Raw genomic sequence first — 14,835 nt, 5'->3', positions numbered from 1 at the left:
GTACCTCCTCCTGCGCGCGGACCCGCGGGCGGGTCGGGTCAGTCCTCGAGGGCGTCGGCGATGCGGTGCAGCATGCCGCCGGCGATCGGTCGGCGCGGCGCGGTCTCGCGCACGGCCCGCATCCGTTCGCCGATCTCGCTCAGTTCCTTGCGGCCGAGGGCGGCCCGGACCTGCGGGAACCAGTCGCCCTCCTCCTGCTCGATGTGCCGCTCGACGGCCTCGATCAGGACGGCGGTCTTGGCGTCGTAGCCCTCGTCGTCGGGAGTCATCCGGCTCAGCTCCTCGCAGAGCAGGTCGGCGACGTGGTGCTCCTCCTTGGCGCGGTCCATGGTCTCGGCGAGCCCGGGCACCTCCTGGCGGATCCTGGGGTAGACCAGTTCGTCCTCCAGGTACGTGTGGACGGTCAGCGCCTCGACGATCCGTTCGACCGCCTCGCGACGCGCCTGGGCGCCGCCTTCGCCGTCGCCCTCGACGAGTCCCCGGTACTCGCGGAACAGGCGGCGGACTTCCTTGTGGTCCTCCCGCAGCAGGACGATGGCATCGTTCGACATCACTCGTCTCCTTCTCGGCGGCCTTCGCCGCCGCCCCGGCGTCTCCCCGGGGGACACCCGGCCAAACGCGCCCCGGGGCGAGGTGTACCGCAGCCGGCCCGGGGCATCCGCCCGGCACGTCCCGGTTTCGGAACGACCGCCGGGACGGCCAACGTCACCGAGCCGGGTCCGCGCTGCGCAAGACGAGCTGCGCGCACTGCGCGATACGTAGGACGCGCTGCGCGATGCGGACGGCGGGTCCACCGGCCCGACTCCCGTACGGGAATCGGGCCGACCTCGGCGGCGGAGCCCAGGCCTGCCACGAGCGCCGTCACCCCTCCGCACCGCCCGATCGGACGCCGGCCGACGGTTGCCCCCGCGAGAAACGGGCAGGCGCCTGCGTTCAACCGCTCCCGGGCGTCGGACGGAGATCTCCATGAACGGTGCCGAAGGGTTCCCGGGCCGGCTGTGCGCCGAGCACCGGGCCATCGAGACGTTGCTCCGGCAGCTGGACCGGGTCACCACCCGCTGCGGCACCGACGACGAGGCACTGCGCCTGCTGGACGAGCTGCGGCAGCTCCTCGAGCCCCACCTCGCGGTCGAGGAGGACCACCTGTACCCGCTGGCCCGCCGCTCCCTGCCGACCGGCGAGGCGCTCGCGGACGCGGCGGGCCGCACCCACGCGGCGATCCGCAGGCTGCTCGACCGGGCGGACGACGCATGCCTCACCCCCACCGAACGGCGCCACGCCGTGTCCGTCCTGCTCGTCGTGGTCCGGGCTCATCTGCGCGGGGAGGAGGAGCAGTTGTTCCCCGCCGTCCAGGCCGGCGCCGCGCCGGAGGAGCTGCACGGGTGCGAGCGCCGCATCGGCGAGGCGCGGGTGCGGCGCCCCGGCGACCCGGTCCGGGACCGGCACTCCCCCTGACCGCGCGCTCCGCGTGCCACCGCCCGTTTGGCACTCCCCGGGTCGGCAACCCGCAGGTGTATGGCGTACCTCCGAGAACCCGTCCCGACCGTCCCGCAGCCCGGGCCGTCCGGCCACTGCGGCCGGCCCGGCCCGTGGCTGTTCAGCCGCTGCGGTGCGGGCGCCACCGGTGCCCTGACGGGTGCGGTGCTGTTCGGCCGCGACGGGACACTCCTCCAGGACGTCTCCTGCAACGGCGACCCCGCCATGGTGCATCCCATGGCCGGCGTCCGGGCCGCGCTCGGGGCATTGCGCGCGGCCGGTTTCGCGCTCGGGGTGGTGAGCAACCAGCCTGGCGTGGCCCGCGGTCTGGTCGTGCCGGGCCAGGTCGAGGCCGTCCAGGCCCGGGCCGAGGCCCTGTTGGGCCCGCTCGACGTCTGGGCGGTCTGCCCGCACGGTCCGCACGACGGCTGCGGCTGCCGGATGCCCGCTCCGACGCTGGTGACGGCGGCCTGCCGGGTGCTCGTTCTGCCACCCGGGCGGGTCACCGTGATCGGGTCCAGCGACGAGGTGGTGATCGCCGCGCTGGCGGCCGGTGCCCACGCGATCCGGGTACCCGAGGCCGCGCCGAGGACGAACACCGGGTGCCCGCCGTGCACCCTGACCACCTGCCGGACCGCGGACGGTCCCGAGCAGGCCGCCGAACTGCTGCTGCGGCGCTGAACTCCCCGTGGCACCACGCCCCCGTCACTGCCCCCGCCCACGCCCACGCCCCCCGCCCCGACTCCCGGACGGAGAACGCACGATGACCGTGAACCCCGGACCTCCCGAGTACCGCCCCCACACCGCCCCCGCCACCGAGCCGCACGGGCTCGGCCCCGCCCCGGAGCCCGAAGACCGGGACCCCGCGGACGCCGGGGCCACCTCGCCCGAAGACCGGAATGCCGAAGCCACCGAAGCTGCCGACGTCACCGCGCCCGACGACCGGGACGCCAAGGACGCCGCGCTCGACGCCTTCCGCGCCCCCGACCCGGACGGACCGCTCACCACCGACCAGGGGGTGCGGATCGACGACACCGACAACTCCCTGACCGTCGGCGACCGCGGCCCGACCCTGCTGGAGGACTTCCAGCTGCGCGAGAAGCTCACCCACTTCGACCACGAACGCATCCCGGAGCGGGTGGTGCACGCCCGCGGCGCCGGCGCCTACGGCTTCTTCGAACCGTACGGCTCGCTGGCCGAGTTCACCTGCGCCGACTTCCTCCAGGAGCCCGGCCGCCGCACCCCGGTGTTCGTGCGCTTCTCGACCGTGCAGGGCCCGCGCGGCTCCGCCGACACCGTGCGCGACGTCCGCGGCTTCGCCACCAAGTTCTACACCCGGCACGGCAATTACGACCTGGTCGGGAACAACATGCCGGTGTTCTTCATCCAGGACGCGGTCAAGTTCCCGGACTTCGTCCACGCGGTCAAGCCCGAGCCGCCGAACGAGATCCCGACCGGTGCCTCCGCCCACGACACCTTCTGGGACTTCTGCTCGCTGCAGCCGGAGTCCACCCACATGCTGATGTGGGTGATGTCCGACCGGGCCATCCCGCGCAGCTACCGGATGATGCAGGGCTTCGGCGTGCACACCTTCCGTCTGGTGGACGCGAACGGGCGCGGCACCTTCGTGAAGTTCCACTGGCGGCCGCTGCTCGGGGTCTGCTCGCAGGTCTGGGACGAGGCCCAGATCACGGCGGGCCGCGACCCCGACTTCCACCGCCGGGACCTGTGGGAGGCGATCGCGGCCGGCGACTTCCCCGAATACGAGCTGGGCCTCCAACTGATCCCGGAGCAGGACGAGTTCGCTTACCCCTTCGACCTGCTGGACCCGACCAAGATCGTCCCGGAGGAGCTGGTGCCGGTCCGTCCGGTCGGGCGGATGGTGCTGGACCGCAACCCGCAGAACTTCTTCGCCGAGACCGAGCAGGTGGCCTTCCACACCGCCAACGTCGTCCCCGGCATCGACTTCACCAACGACCCGCTGCTCCAGGGCCGGAACTTCTCCTACCTCGACACCCAGCTGATCCGCCTCGGCGGCCCCAACTTCCCGCAGCTGCCCGTCAACCGGCCGCTGGCGGATGTCCGCACCAACCACCGCGACGGCTACGGCCAGCAGGTCGTCCACCCGGGCACCAGCTACGCACCGAACTCGGTCGGCGGCGGCTGCCCGGCGGCCCTGGGCGGTGGCCGGCTGCCCGAGGGGGTCTTCGAGCACTACCAGGAGCGGGTCGACGGCGGCGCGATCCGCCGGCGCAGCCCGAGCTTCGCCGACCACTACAGCCAGGCCGCGCTGTTCTGGCACAGCATGGCCGACTGGGAGCAGCGGCACATCGTCGAAGCCTTCTCCTTCGAGCTGGGGAAGGTCGAGGAGCCGGAGGTCCGCCGCCGGATGGTCGGCAACCTGGCGCACGTCGACCCCGGGCTGGCCGCGGAGGTCGCCCAGCGGATCGGCGTGCCCGAGCCCGCCGCGGAGGAGGGAACCACCGCGGAGGAGGGGACCGCCGCGGCCCCGCGGGTCTCGCCCGCGCTGAGCCTGGACAACCTGCGGGCCCCCGGCATCCGCACCCGCAAGGTCGCCGTCCTGTCCGCGCCCGGGGTCGACGGCGCCCAGGTACGGGCCGCGCGCGAGCGGCTGGGCGGGCTGGGCGCCACGGTGGAGGTGCTGGCCGCGCAGGGCGGCCATGTGCTCGCCGCGGACGGCGCGCACGTGCCGGTGGACCGCGCGCTGCCCACCACGGCGTCGGTGCTTTACGACGCGCTGGTGGTCCCGGACGGCTGCGAGCAGACGCTACCCGCCGATCCGGACGCCGTCCGCTTCCTCACCGAGTCGCTGCGGCACGGCAAGCCGGTCGCGGTGCTCGGATCGGGGGTCGAGCTGTCCCGGACGGCCGGTTTCGGCGACCCGGGCGGGCTGGCCGGGGTCGCCGTCGACCCGGGCGACGAGCCGACCGGCCCGGCCCTCTGGGAGGAGTTCGCGAGGCTGATCGAGCAGCACCGCTTCCCCACCCGCTGACGACCCCGCAGTCGGCCCCCGCCCGTCAGGACGGGGGCCGACGGGATGGAGGCCGTCGGGACGGGTTCCGACGCCCGAGCCGGTCAGCGCGCACCGACGGTCTCGGCCCTCGTGCGCAGCGCGCTGTCGATGCCGCGCAGGAAGTGCTCGAGGTCGTCCGGGTTGCGGGAGGTGACCAGCCGCCAGTCGTTGGCGTCATCGCTGACCATCGGCTCGTCCGCCCAGGTCGCACCGGCGTTGGCGAGGTCGGTGCGCAGCGAGGGGAAGGAGGTGAGCCGCTTGCCGTACGCGACGCCCGCCTCCGCCAGCAGCCACGGCCCGTGGCAGATGGCGGCGACGGGGCGGCCGTTCTTGGTGAAGGCCAGCACCGTCTCGACGGCCGCCGGGCGGAGCCTGAGGGTGTCGGCGTTGATCGTGCCGCCGGGGATGAGCAGCAGGTCGTACTCCGAGGCGTCGACCTCGTCGAGGGTGTGGGTCGGTCGTACCGTCTCGCCGGGCTCCTTGTCCCGGACGAGCGTGCGGATGTCCTCGCGGTCCGGCGCGGCGATGTCGACCTGCGCACCGTTGTCGCGCAAGTGCCGGACGGGAACGAGGAGTTCGTCCTGCTCGACGCCGTAGTTCGTGACGATCGCCAGGACCTTGGTCTGCCGGGTCATGTCTCCTCCTGGGGGGCGGGGTCAGGGCGGGCACGGCGGGCGCACCCCGGACGTCGCGGGTACCCGGTGGTCCCGCGACCATGCCGGATCGCCGTGGCGGATGCCGGGTTGCCGCGGTCCCGATCCGGGTAGCCGCGCGGCGGCGGGACGGGCCTGGAGCAGGCCCGTCCCGTCCGCTATCCCGTCACTCCGGGGGTCCGCTCACTCCAGGGGTTCGGCGAGGACCGGGCGGCCCAGGTCGAGTGCCGTGGTGATCCTCCGGACCTCGCCCGCGCCGTCGATCTCGACCCGGACGGCGCCGGAATCGTCCACGTAGACCTCCGTCCCGTCCCCGCCCATCGCGCCGGTGCCCGTGAGCAGGATCTCGCGGTAGGGGTCGGTCGCGACCAGGCGGTAGCGTTTCGCGGTGCTCATCGCTCCTCCTCGTTCCGTTCGGTGATCGTTCCGTCAGTGATCGCCCCGTTGTCAGCGGCCGCCCCCGTCGTCAGCGGCCGTCCCCGTCGTCGCCGAAGCGCTCCTGCCACTCCCGGGCACGGGCGTTGTGCCACTCCACGCCCTGTACCGCCTGGTGCTCGGACAGGCCGCTCAGCCGGGCGACCACGCTGATCGGAACGGGCTCGTCGTACTCCGCGAGCGCCCGGCAGACCTTGCCGGCCCAGACCTCCTCGGGGACGAACGGGCGGTGGCGGTAGTCCTCGATCAGGGCGGCCAGGTGCTCCACGGAACACGCCATGAGCACCCGTTTGCCGTCCAGGCCCGGGTCGGTGGGGTGCAGCGCGGAGGAGTCCGGCACCAGGGCGCTGAGCAGGTCCGCGTTCGAGACGGCCTGCCCGCACTGGTCGCACAGGTCCAGCGATTCCGCGTCGTCGCCGACGGGTTCGTCCGCCGGGGGTCCGATGTCCTCCATGCCGCGCGCCTACCCCGACCGGCCGGGGCGAACCGGTGCGGCTCCGACCCGTCGGGGTCGGAGCCGCCGGACGTGCCGGAGCGCGCTCAGCTCGGGCTGATCCGCCCGCGCCAGCCGCCCTCCTCCGTGCCTCGGTGCTCGATGAACTCCTTGAACCGCTTCAGGTCGCCCTTCACCCGCCGGTCGACCACGCCCATCGCGTCGCCGGCCTTCTCGACCATGCCCTCGGGCCGGAAGTCGATGGCCATGTTGACGCGGGTACGTCCCTCGTCGAGCCGCTGGAAGGTGACCACGCCCTTCTGGTCCACGTCGCCGTCCATGGTCCGCCAGGCGATTCGCTCGTCCGGCAGCTGGTCGACGATCTCGGTGTCGAACTCGCGGCTGACGCCGCCGATGCTGGTGCGCCAGTGGTTGTGGCGGTCGTCCAGTTGGGTCACCGACTCGACGCCCTCCATGAACCGCGGGAACTCCTCGAACTGGGTCCACTGGTTGTAGGCGGTGTGCAGCGGGACTTCGACGTCGACCGACTCCTTCACCATGCTCATTCGGGGCCTCCTCGATGGGAACCGGCCGGGTGTTTCCCGGCCGACCGCGCGTCTGCCCCGCGAGCTGCGGGGTAACCGCCGGGAAGCCGCTCGGGCACGACCGGGCGGGGCCCGGTGGCAGTCCAGGCAGGGCCCCTCACCCTCCGCGATCTGCAGGGCCTCCAGTCGGCGCACCCGGTCGCTGGAGTAAGCCACGTCACGCAGCTCGCCGCGGCGGTCCGCGACGACGGGACCGGCGCCGGACGCGCCGCTGAGCGCCGGCAGACCTCGGTGAGCCGGTGCAGGAACTCGACGGTGTCGTAGCCGGGTGCGACCAGGGTCCCGGTGAGCCCGGCGAACGCCTCGTTCACCCTGGCCTCGCGCGTCATGACGGCCTCCCTCTCCCCACGGGGCAAGGCGACGCCCGAGACATTGCGCCGGTCATCCGTCATCGGTCCTCCTCGGTGAACCGCAGTCGCCGCTCCACCACGTCGTGCGCGACCTCGTCGATCTCCCGTCCTCGGGCGAAGGCGTGGGCGCGCAGCCGGTCGAGGGCCTCCCCGGCGGACACCCCCAGCTGCACCCCGACCATGCCGACCGCCTGGTCCACCTCGACGCCGTCGAGCGGCGGGTCGTCCAGCCACCGCCGGGCGGACTGCCCGCCGGCAGGCGCCAGGAAGGAGCCGACGATCGCGAGGGTCACGCTGGTCGCGGCGACCTGGACATCGGCGGCCTCCTCCGGGTCCGGGAGACCCGGTCGCACGCGGTAGAGGCTCAGGACGCCGATGCCGGTGGTGCCGAGGTGCAGCGGGGTGGCGTAGACGCTGCGCAGTTCCGGGCGGGCCTGGGCGGTCGAGGCGAGGTCGACCACCAGGACCGGCCAGCGCACCTCGTCCGGGGAGCGCAGGTCGGCGACCTCCACCGGGCGCCGGGTGCGGAAGGCGTCCACGCTCGGTCCCTCGCCGAGGCTGAACTGCCGCTCCTCCATCCGCCGGGCCCGTTCGTCGCCGGCCCAGACCCCGGCGCGGTGTCCGGTGTCGGCCATCAGGGTGATCGCGGTGGCGTCGGCGGCCAGCGCCTCGACGCAGGCGAGGCAGAGCCGCTCGGGCAGCACGTGGCGGCCCGGGCCGTTGACGGCCTCGGCCACGATCTGCGCGATCCGCGTCAGATCGGCCATGTCCGCGCCTCGTTGTTCTTCCGTCTCCTGCCACCGCCGCTCGGTGGTCGCCCGTTCCGGCAACCCGCTCGGCTCGTGCCGCAGCGTGATCACCGCGGTATAGGGCGGAACGGCCGGACGGGCGGACGGGCGGACGGGCGTCAACGGGTCCGGCCACCCTTCGCGCGTCTACCCGGATCGCCGGATCACACACCCGGCTCCGGGGTTTGGCCGACCGCCACCCGGCTAGCCGCCCGGTATGAACACCTCGCGCATGAACACCTCACCGCTGCACACCCACCGCTGGTCCCGCCGGCTGCGCGGTCTGCTGGAGGCGCCCGAGCACTGGGACTTCCTGGACGCCCCGGCCGGGCCGGTCGCCGACGCGGTGCAGGCCCTCCCGCTGGGCCCGTACCGCGACGCCCTGCACGGCGTGTGGCTGGGCCACCCGCTCCACCCGGCGCTGGTCCAGCTCCCGCTGGGCTGCTGGACCTCGGCAGCCCTGCTGGACTTCACCCCGGGCGGGCGCAGGTCGGCCGGCACCCTGGTGGCGGCCGGGCTGCTGACCGCCGGACCCGCCGCGCTCGCCGGCTGGGTGGACTGGGCCCGGCTCGATCCGCCGCGCCGCCGCACCGGGCTGGTTCACGGGCTCTCCAACACCGCCGCGGTGCTGCTGTACGGCGGGTCGCTGCTGGCCCGCTGCCGGGGGCACCGCGCCCGGGGCCGACTGCTCGGCCTGGCCGGGCTGACCGCCGTCTCCGCCGCGGCCGCGCTCGGCGGGCACCTCTCCTACCGGCTGGCCGCCGGGCCCGACCGGGCCGCCGCGGTGCCCCGCTTGGCACCGCCCGACTGGGTCGCCCTCGGCCCGCTGGAGGACTTCCCGAGCGGGCAGGCGGTGCGCCGGTCGGCCGGCGAGCTGGCCGTGGTCGTGGTCCGCGACGGCGAGCGCTGCGACGTGCTCGCCGAGCGCTGCGCCCACCTGTCCGGGCCACTGTCCGAGGGAACCGTCGCCGACGGCTGCCTGCGCTGCCCGTGGCACGGCAGCGAGTTCCGGCTGCGGGACGGCCAGGTGGTGCACGGCCCGGCCACCGCACCGCAGCCGGTGCTGGAGACCCGGGTGCTCTCGGGCCACCTGGAGGTGCGGCTGCCCGGGGCCGGCTGACCGGCCGTCAGCGGGCAGCGGGCAGCGGCACCACCGCCTCCGGCCGTACCCGGGCGGCGTTTCACCCTCGTGGCCGGGGGCAGCCGCGCGGGAGCACCCCAGGAGGAACCATGACCGCCGTCGTCCCCGATCTCCCGCCGCGCGCCGCCGAGCCGGCACGCCGGCACCGCACCGGGATCCGGGTGGCGGCCGTCCCCGCCGGGCACGGCTACGTCCGGCACCTGGCCGCCCTGAGCGCCCGCGACCCGGTGCGGCACCTGCCGGACGATCTGGTCCGGCGCGCCGCCGAGCGCCAGTGGCTGGACATGTGCCACCGCCGCATCTACCGGGCGCTGCCGGCCCGGGCCTGACGGTGCCGACGAGACCTGCGGAAAGCTGCTCGCCATGCTGCTGCTCCGACCGCCCGGCGTCTACCCGCCGCAGGGGGACACCCGGTTGCTGGCCTCGTGCGTCCGCCGGGAGCACCTGGACGCCTCCGCCGAGGTGCTCGACCTCTGCACCGGTACGGGAGCGGTCGCGCTGGTCGCGGCGCGCACCGGGGCCCGGGTGACCGCGGTCGACGTGTCCGCCCGCGCCGTCGTGACCGCCTGGTGCAACACCCGGCTGCACCGTCGCCGGATCCGGCTGCGCCGGGGCGACCTGCTGGCCCCGGTGGCCGGCGAGCGGTTCGACCTGATCACCGCCAACCCCCCGTACGTGCCGGTCGACCCCGCCGCGGGCGCCGCCGGCTGCGGCGCGGCACTGGCCTGGGACGCCGGGCCGGACGGGCGGCTGGTGCTCGACCGGATCTGCCGGACGGCTCCCGGCCTTCTCGCCGCCGGTGGTGTGCTGCTGCTGGTGCAGTCCTCGCTCGCGGACGTCCCCGCCACCCTGGCGCTGCTGCGCGGGGCGGGGCTGCGGACGGAGGTGGCGGCCCGGCGGCGGCAGGTGTTCGGGCCGGTGATGACCGCGCGGGCCGCCCTGTTCGAGCGGCGCGGGCTGATCCGGCCGGGCGAACGGGAGGAGGAACTGGTGGTGGTGCGCGGTGTCCGGGAGGGCTGACCGGGAGCCGACCAGGGTGGTCGTCGTGCCGGGCGGGCCGCTGCTGGTCGAGGGTCCGGTGGAGGTGGTCCTGCCGGACGGGACGGTGCGGGTCTCGGAGCGACCGGTGGTGGCGCTGTGCGCGTGCCGCCGGAGCCGGACGTACCCGTTCTGCGACACCAGTCACCGCCGGCGCGGCGGACCCCGGCGGGGCTCGGACCGGCGGGGCTCAGAGGGGTGAGCGCAGGGAGGTCAACCCGCTGCGCCAGCGGTCGAGCAGGTGGTCCGCGAAGCGGCCGTCCACGACCTGCGCGGCGGCGATGCCGAACGCCACGTCCTTCGCGGACTCCGGCTCGGCGGCGACCAGTTCCTCGATCACCCCTCGGCGCACCAGCTGCTCGTGGACGGCGTCCGCCTCGACGTGCTCGCGGTAGAAGAGGGTGCCGTCCGGGCCAGCGCCGAGCCGCTCCAGTGCCGCGGCCAGCCGGGCCGAGCCGGGCGAGGAGGTGATCTCGATGGCGGCGAACTGCCCGACCGCGGCGGCGCGCAGCGCCCGGTGCAGACCGAAGAGCGTCATCAGGTTGACCACCGCCAGGGTCGGCGCGGGCACCAGGTCCAGATAGTGCCGGTAGCCGGGGTCCAGGCCGAAGGCGGTCATCATCCGGGCGAACAGCACGCGGTGGGCGCGTTCCGGCCGCCCGGCGCCGTACTCGTCGTAGAGGACCGCCATCAGCGCCGCCTGCGCGGAGCCGTGGATCCTCGGAAGCATCCACAGCTGCGGGTCCGCCTCCTTGAGGTGGTAGAGCGAGCGGTGCACCAGGTACTCGCGGGCGTGCCGGAGCTCGCCCTCGGCCAGCAGGAAGTGCGAGGGCCCGGTGCCGTCCGGCGGCTCCGTGAGCAGGCGCTCCAGTGCCTCCCCGAGCGGTGCCGCGGGCTCCGCCTCCGCACGCACCTCGGCGAGGAACGGGCGTTCCAACGACCTTCGCAGCGCCAGGAGTTCGGGTTCCCACTCCCAGCCGGGGGCGATCCCGGGCAGGCCCCGGTCGTGGAGCTCGTAGCAGAGGTACAGGGCGAGCTGGTGGTCCTCGCTCCAGGGGTGGGTGAAGGGGCCGGGCGGCGCGAGCAGTCGTCCGGCACCCGGCGGCCCGGCGGTCACCAGGCCGAGCACCGCCGCCGACAGAGGCCCGCGCGGGGCGGGCGGACCGCCCGTCGCCTCCTCCGCCGGCCGGTCGTCGCCGTTCCGCTCATGCCCGTCCATGCGCTCCACCTCCTCGCAGCACCGTGCGTCCGGTCAGCCCGGTCCGCCCTGGCGGGTGCCCGTCGGACGCGGCCGCTAACGCGGCGGGCACCGACGGAGCCGGACGGCCAGCAGGCAGCTGTCGTCGGCGGGGTTGGGGCCGCCGAGGCGGGCGGCGATCCGGTCGAGGCAGTCCGCCGGGTCGCGGTCGCCGCACTCCGCGGCCGCCCGCAGCAGCCGGTCCGGGCGGACGGTGCCGTCGTCGCGGCGGTTCAGCAGTCCGTCCGTCCACAGCAGCACGGTCTCGTTCCCCGGCTCCAGCGGCAGCACGGCGTCGTGGCAGCGGGTCTCCGGCAGCGCACCGAGGACGGTGCCGGTGGGGCCCTCGGCGAGGACGGCGGTGTCGCCCCGCAGCACGGCGGGCGGCGAGTGCCCGGCCGCGCTCCAGGTGAGCGTCGCCGACGTCGGGTCGAGCAGGCCGCACAGCACGCTGGCGATCCGGTGGCCGCCCTGGTGGCAGAGCATCGCGTTGAGCCGGTCGAGCATCTCCGCCGGCCCCGTCCCGGTGTAGCAGAGCCCGCGCAGCGCGTGCCGGAGCTCCGCCATGCCCACGGCGGCGGCCAGCCCGTGACCGCTGACGTCACCGACGGCCAGCAGGATCCGGCCGTCCGGCAGGCCCGCCAGGTCGTACCAGTCCCTGCCTATCCGGGGACGCTCCGTCGCGGGCAGGTAGCGTGCGGAGTGCTCCAGGACGGCGGTGGGCGGATCCGGCTCACCGGGTACGGCCAGCAGCGCGTTCTGCAGGGCCCGCGCGGTCCGGTGTTCGGCAGCGGCCCTGCGCCGCTGCGCGGCGAGCCGCGCCCGGGTCTCCGCCAGGGCCTGCTCGCTCCGGTGCCGCCGGGTGACGTCCTGGAGGACCCCGCGGATCGCGTACGGACGGCCCGTGCCGGCGTCGTCCATGGCCTCCGCGATCAGCCGGAGGGTCCGGGAGGTTCCGCCCGCCCGGCCGACGTCGAACTCCAGGGCGGCCATCCTCCGCCCGGCCAGCAGGCGGCGGACCAGCAGCCGCAGGGCCGGGCGGTCGTCGGGGTGCACCCGCGCCAGGGCCTCGACCGGGCTGACCGGATCCGCGCGCTCGGGGTCGAGCCCGAGCAGCCGCAGGGCCTCCGCCGACAGCTCCGGCGGCCGTCCGACCGTCCAGGCGATGCTGCCCACCCCCGCCATCCGCTGCACCTCACCGAGCCGGGCCACCCGCTCGGCGGCGCCGTCCGCGGGCCGCCAGGTGAGCAGCACACCGTCGAGGAAGGGCTCCGCCCGGACGGCCAGGACCCGGCCGGGCACCGTGTCGGTGAAGTCCTCCGACCGGCCCTGGTAGCCGACCCCGGTCGCCGCGACCGCCACGATCCGGGCGAAGGTCCCCGTGGTGACCAGCCCCGGGTGAAGCTCGCTGAGCCGCCGGCCGACCCGCGGGTCCGTCCCGGTCGCCGCGTTGGCGTAGCGCACCCGCAGGTCGGTGATCCCGCGCTGCGCCGCGCCGCCGGCCGGGCCCTCCCGCACGGCCGAGAGCACCAGGACGGGGTCGAACACGGCGTCCAGCACGGCCCGGAACCAGTGCTCGCCGCCCGGGACGGCCAGCCCCGGCTCGTCGCCGTCCGGGGCGGAGAACCGCAGCAGGTGGCCGGCGACCAGCCCGGCCAGGGCGTCGACGTACCGGGTCGCCGCGCGGGCCCGGGCGGGCGGTACCTCCCAGCCCAGGCTCATCGCCCCGACGATCCGGTCACCGCGGTGCAGCGGTACGGCGCACACGCTGCGGCCCGGGACGATCCGCCCGGTGTCGGGGGCGCGGCCGCCCGGGAGCTGGGAGTCGAACTCCCAGACCAGGCCGCCGCCGTGCGCGGCGAGGGCCAGCGGCACGCCTGTCTCCGGCGGGATGCGCTGCCACTGGCTGACCCGGCGGGGCTCCACCCCGTGACTGCCGACCAGCAGCAGCGCGCCGTCGGGCTCCAGCCGCGCCAACACCACGGCGATGACGCCGAGCGGTGCCAGGGCCACCTCGTAAGCGAGCCGCGCCAGGTCATCGGGCGAGTCGGCGCTGGCCAGGGCGGAGGCCGCCAGGTGGAAGCGTGCGGACAGACCGGGGACGGGCGAGGCCGGGCCGGTGCCGGGCAGGACGGGAGCCGGGACGGGCGGCTTCGGGGGCGGGGGATCTCCGGGCCTCGCGGAATCCTCCGCCAGAGCCTCGTCGGTCGGGGGCCCCTCGGCCCGGGGCTCCTCAGCCGGGACGTCCTCGTCCGGGGCGTCCACGAGCGGCGCCGCGAGGCCGACCAGTCCGGCGGCGATCTCCGCGAGCCGGCGGTTGCTGTCCTGGGAGAGCCGCACCAAGTGGCCGAAGGCCTCGTCCGGTGTGCAGTCCAGCCGCTCGGCGAGCATCCCCTTCGCCTGCTCGATGACCCCTCGGGTGCGCATCGCCCGCCGCAGGCCCTCCGCCTCGGCGCGCAGCCGGTCGACGGCCTCCCGCAGCACGGCCGCCTCCTCGGCGCTCCGGCCGTCGGTGCTCCGGCGCCCGCTGCTCCGGCGCTCGACGTTCCGGTCCTCAAGCACAGGCCGCCGCCACGTCCGGGTAGAGCGGCAGCACTGCCGCCACCCCGCTCAGTTCCACCACGTCCCGCACCCTCGGCGCCGCCCCCGCCAGCCTGAGCGCTCCCTGGCCCCGGCGGGCCCGCCGGGCGGCTCCCAACAGCACGTTCAGGCCGGTGGAGTCCACGAAGCCGACGGCGGTGAGGTCCACGACCACCCGGGTGGCGCCGTCGTCCGCGAGCGCATCGAACAGGCGCCGCACCTCGCGGGCCGCGAAGTCGTCGAGGTCCCCGCTGAGCGGTACCACCGTCCAGCCGTTGGCCACCACGAAGTCGTTCATCGGACCGCCCTCGGCGCTCGGCCCGGCCACCACCCCTCCACCGGGCTCCCCCTCAAGGCTAGAGCGTCGTCCCCTTCCGCGACGTCCGCGCCTTCAGGAGATCGGCCCGCAAAAGCGCGGGACGCGGCGATCAGCGTGTCGATCAGCGCCGACTTGACAGGGGCAGTGCCGGACTCACACGAGGCATCCTCCGGCTACATCAAGCTCGTCCCTTTTCGGCCGGCGCACCCGCCAGCCGCCTCACCGTCTCGTCGATGCCCTCGTCGGTCTGCTCCGTCTCCTCCATGTAGAGCCGCCCCCATGCCACGGACCCAGCCTGAACACCCATGACGGTCACTCCTCTCATGTCGAGGACGGAGCCGTCCAGCCGGGTTCCATGCCAGTGCCACTCGGCCCACTCGACGCCTCCGGTCACTGCCGTTCCCAGCAGTTCCGCCTGGATGTCGGGCACCTCGCGGAACAACGCCGACCAGTTCTCGCCCACCTGCTCGCGGCCGCTGAACGCCCGGGCCGGATGGGCGGGTTGCCTGCTCTGATAGTCGAAGGCGAAGCACGACGTGAACGCGTCCAGATCGTGCGCATTGATCGCCTGGCGAAGCCGTTCGGCCAGCACTGCCGTCTCCCTTGCCCAGTCGCTCTGACACGGACAGACCGCTACGCCCGTGGCGTCAAGCCTCGGGGGCGTCGCGATCGACCGCCATCGCAGTGCGCCGTTGGCGGGATGGAACCTCGTGGTCCCGGCCGACCGGTCAGCCTGAAGTCCCAGG

Annotated in this window: 17 protein-coding genes; 7 read left to right on the top strand and 10 right to left on the bottom strand. The window is 75.0% G+C overall.

The window, feature by feature from the left end; all coding sequences use genetic code 11:
• Positions 1-38: 38 nt before the first annotated feature.
• A complete protein-coding gene (locus ACZ3TI_RS19920) occupies positions 39-551 on the bottom strand; it encodes a hemerythrin domain-containing protein (RefSeq protein WP_465727852.1) in 513 nt (170 codons plus the stop codon).
• A 415-nt stretch (positions 552-966) separates the two neighbouring features.
• Between ACZ3TI_RS19920 and ACZ3TI_RS19915 the strand changes: the two genes are divergently transcribed.
• The 3 genes from ACZ3TI_RS19915 to ACZ3TI_RS19905 all read left to right on the top strand — a co-directional run bounded on the left by ACZ3TI_RS19915 (position 967) and on the right by ACZ3TI_RS19905 (position 4,489).
• Positions 967-1,455: a hemerythrin domain-containing protein gene (locus ACZ3TI_RS19915; protein WP_465727850.1), complete on the top strand. Its 489-nt coding sequence runs from the start codon at positions 967-969 to the stop codon at positions 1,453-1,455.
• A gap of 60 nt (positions 1,456-1,515) precedes the next feature.
• Positions 1,516-2,157, top strand: a complete 642-nt coding sequence (locus ACZ3TI_RS19910; RefSeq protein WP_465727848.1) for an HAD-IIIA family hydrolase — start codon at positions 1,516-1,518, stop codon at positions 2,155-2,157.
• A gap of 82 nt (positions 2,158-2,239) precedes the next feature.
• On the top strand, positions 2,240-4,489 hold the full coding sequence (locus ACZ3TI_RS19905) for a catalase (protein WP_465727846.1): 2,250 nt from the start codon (positions 2,240-2,242) through the stop codon (positions 4,487-4,489).
• 83 nt (positions 4,490-4,572) lie between these two features.
• Here ACZ3TI_RS19905 and ACZ3TI_RS19900 read toward each other — a convergent pair whose 3' ends face one another.
• From ACZ3TI_RS19900 to ACZ3TI_RS19880, 5 genes are all read right to left on the bottom strand, one after another.
• A complete protein-coding gene (locus ACZ3TI_RS19900) occupies positions 4,573-5,145 on the bottom strand; it encodes a DJ-1/PfpI/YhbO family deglycase/protease (RefSeq protein WP_465727844.1) in 573 nt (190 codons plus the stop codon).
• A gap of 201 nt (positions 5,146-5,346) precedes the next feature.
• Positions 5,347-5,559 (bottom strand): DUF6296 family protein, encoded by a 213-nt coding sequence (locus tag ACZ3TI_RS19895; protein ID WP_465727842.1) that lies wholly within the window; start codon positions 5,557-5,559, stop codon positions 5,347-5,349.
• 70 nt (positions 5,560-5,629) lie between these two features.
• Positions 5,630-6,052, bottom strand: a complete 423-nt coding sequence (locus ACZ3TI_RS19890; RefSeq protein WP_465727840.1) for a hypothetical protein — start codon at positions 6,050-6,052, stop codon at positions 5,630-5,632.
• Positions 6,053-6,138: 86 nt separating this feature from the next.
• Positions 6,139-6,597, bottom strand: coding sequence for an SRPBCC family protein (locus ACZ3TI_RS19885; protein ID WP_465727838.1), 459 nt, complete (start codon positions 6,595-6,597; stop codon positions 6,139-6,141).
• A 427-nt stretch (positions 6,598-7,024) separates the two neighbouring features.
• Positions 7,025-7,753 (bottom strand): GAF and ANTAR domain-containing protein, encoded by a 729-nt coding sequence (locus tag ACZ3TI_RS19880; protein ID WP_465727836.1) that lies wholly within the window; start codon positions 7,751-7,753, stop codon positions 7,025-7,027.
• 238 nt (positions 7,754-7,991) lie between these two features.
• Here ACZ3TI_RS19880 and ACZ3TI_RS19875 point away from each other — a divergent pair, with 238 nt between their 5' ends.
• The 4 genes from ACZ3TI_RS19875 to ACZ3TI_RS19860 all read left to right on the top strand — a co-directional run bounded on the left by ACZ3TI_RS19875 (position 7,992) and on the right by ACZ3TI_RS19860 (position 10,155).
• Positions 7,992-8,894, top strand: coding sequence for a Rieske (2Fe-2S) protein (locus tag ACZ3TI_RS19875; RefSeq protein WP_465727834.1), 903 nt, complete (start codon positions 7,992-7,994; stop codon positions 8,892-8,894).
• Positions 8,895-9,004: 110 nt separating this feature from the next.
• Positions 9,005-9,244 (top strand): hypothetical protein, encoded by a 240-nt coding sequence (locus ACZ3TI_RS19870; RefSeq protein WP_465727832.1) that lies wholly within the window; start codon positions 9,005-9,007, stop codon positions 9,242-9,244.
• Between the two features lie 34 nt (positions 9,245-9,278).
• Complete coding sequence (locus tag ACZ3TI_RS19865) at positions 9,279-9,935, top strand: HemK2/MTQ2 family protein methyltransferase (RefSeq protein ID WP_465727830.1); 657 nt, start codon at positions 9,279-9,281, stop codon at positions 9,933-9,935.
• Positions 9,919-10,155 carry a CDGSH iron-sulfur domain-containing protein gene (locus tag ACZ3TI_RS19860; protein WP_465727828.1) on the top strand — a complete coding sequence of 79 codons (237 nt, stop codon included), beginning with the start codon at positions 9,919-9,921 and terminating at the stop codon, positions 10,153-10,155. Before ACZ3TI_RS19865 ends, ACZ3TI_RS19860 begins: the two co-directional genes overlap by 17 nt.
• On the opposite strand, the gene ACZ3TI_RS19855 is transcribed toward ACZ3TI_RS19860, so the two are convergent.
• The 4 genes from ACZ3TI_RS19855 to ACZ3TI_RS19840 form a co-directional block, all read right to left on the bottom strand.
• Positions 10,144-11,172 carry an iron-containing redox enzyme family protein gene (locus tag ACZ3TI_RS19855; protein ID WP_465727826.1) on the bottom strand — a complete coding sequence of 343 codons (1,029 nt, stop codon included), beginning with the start codon at positions 11,170-11,172 and terminating at the stop codon, positions 10,144-10,146. The two genes, ACZ3TI_RS19860 and ACZ3TI_RS19855, sit on opposite strands and share 12 nt — an antisense overlap.
• 75 nt (positions 11,173-11,247) lie before the next feature.
• Complete coding sequence (locus ACZ3TI_RS19850; protein WP_465727824.1) at positions 11,248-13,752, bottom strand: SpoIIE family protein phosphatase; 2,505 nt, start codon at positions 13,750-13,752, stop codon at positions 11,248-11,250.
• Positions 13,745-14,098, bottom strand: a complete 354-nt coding sequence (locus ACZ3TI_RS19845; RefSeq protein WP_465727822.1) for an STAS domain-containing protein — start codon at positions 14,096-14,098, stop codon at positions 13,745-13,747. Before ACZ3TI_RS19845 ends, ACZ3TI_RS19850 begins: the two co-directional genes overlap by 8 nt.
• Before the next feature lie 169 nt (positions 14,099-14,267).
• Positions 14,268-14,681, bottom strand: coding sequence for a nuclear transport factor 2 family protein (locus ACZ3TI_RS19840; protein WP_465727820.1), 414 nt, complete (start codon positions 14,679-14,681; stop codon positions 14,268-14,270).
• Positions 14,682-14,835: the final 154 nt, after the last annotated feature.

Source organism: Kitasatospora sp. NPDC023120, from assembly GCF_055560835.1.
This window is presented reverse-complemented; position numbering and strand designations above follow the sequence as displayed.

Excerpts from the sequence above, each read along its gene's own strand:
- ACZ3TI_RS19865 (WP_465727830.1), top strand. The coding sequence starts at position 9,279 with ATGCTGCTGCTCCGACCGCCCGGCGTCTACCCGCCGCAGGGGGACACC.
- ACZ3TI_RS19870 (WP_465727832.1), top strand. The coding sequence starts at position 9,005 with ATGACCGCCGTCGTCCCCGATCTCCCGCCGCGCGCCGCCGAGCCGGCA.
- ACZ3TI_RS19920 (WP_465727852.1), bottom strand. The coding sequence starts at position 551 with ATGTCGAACGATGCCATCGTCCTGCTGCGGGAGGACCACAAGGAAGTC.
- ACZ3TI_RS19875 (WP_465727834.1), top strand. The coding sequence starts at position 7,992 with ATGAACACCTCGCGCATGAACACCTCACCGCTGCACACCCACCGCTGG.
- ACZ3TI_RS19885 (WP_465727838.1), bottom strand. The coding sequence starts at position 6,597 with ATGAGCATGGTGAAGGAGTCGGTCGACGTCGAAGTCCCGCTGCACACC.
- ACZ3TI_RS19910 (WP_465727848.1), top strand. The coding sequence starts at position 1,516 with ATGGCGTACCTCCGAGAACCCGTCCCGACCGTCCCGCAGCCCGGGCCG.
- ACZ3TI_RS19855 (WP_465727826.1), bottom strand. The coding sequence starts at position 11,172 with ATGGACGGGCATGAGCGGAACGGCGACGACCGGCCGGCGGAGGAGGCG.
- ACZ3TI_RS19890 (WP_465727840.1), bottom strand. The coding sequence starts at position 6,052 with ATGGAGGACATCGGACCCCCGGCGGACGAACCCGTCGGCGACGACGCG.
- ACZ3TI_RS19895 (WP_465727842.1), bottom strand. The coding sequence starts at position 5,559 with ATGAGCACCGCGAAACGCTACCGCCTGGTCGCGACCGACCCCTACCGC.
- ACZ3TI_RS19915 (WP_465727850.1), top strand. The coding sequence starts at position 967 with ATGAACGGTGCCGAAGGGTTCCCGGGCCGGCTGTGCGCCGAGCACCGG.
- ACZ3TI_RS19900 (WP_465727844.1), bottom strand. The coding sequence starts at position 5,145 with ATGACCCGGCAGACCAAGGTCCTGGCGATCGTCACGAACTACGGCGTC.
- ACZ3TI_RS19905 (WP_465727846.1), top strand. The coding sequence starts at position 2,240 with ATGACCGTGAACCCCGGACCTCCCGAGTACCGCCCCCACACCGCCCCC.
- ACZ3TI_RS19880 (WP_465727836.1), bottom strand. The coding sequence starts at position 7,753 with ATGGCCGATCTGACGCGGATCGCGCAGATCGTGGCCGAGGCCGTCAAC.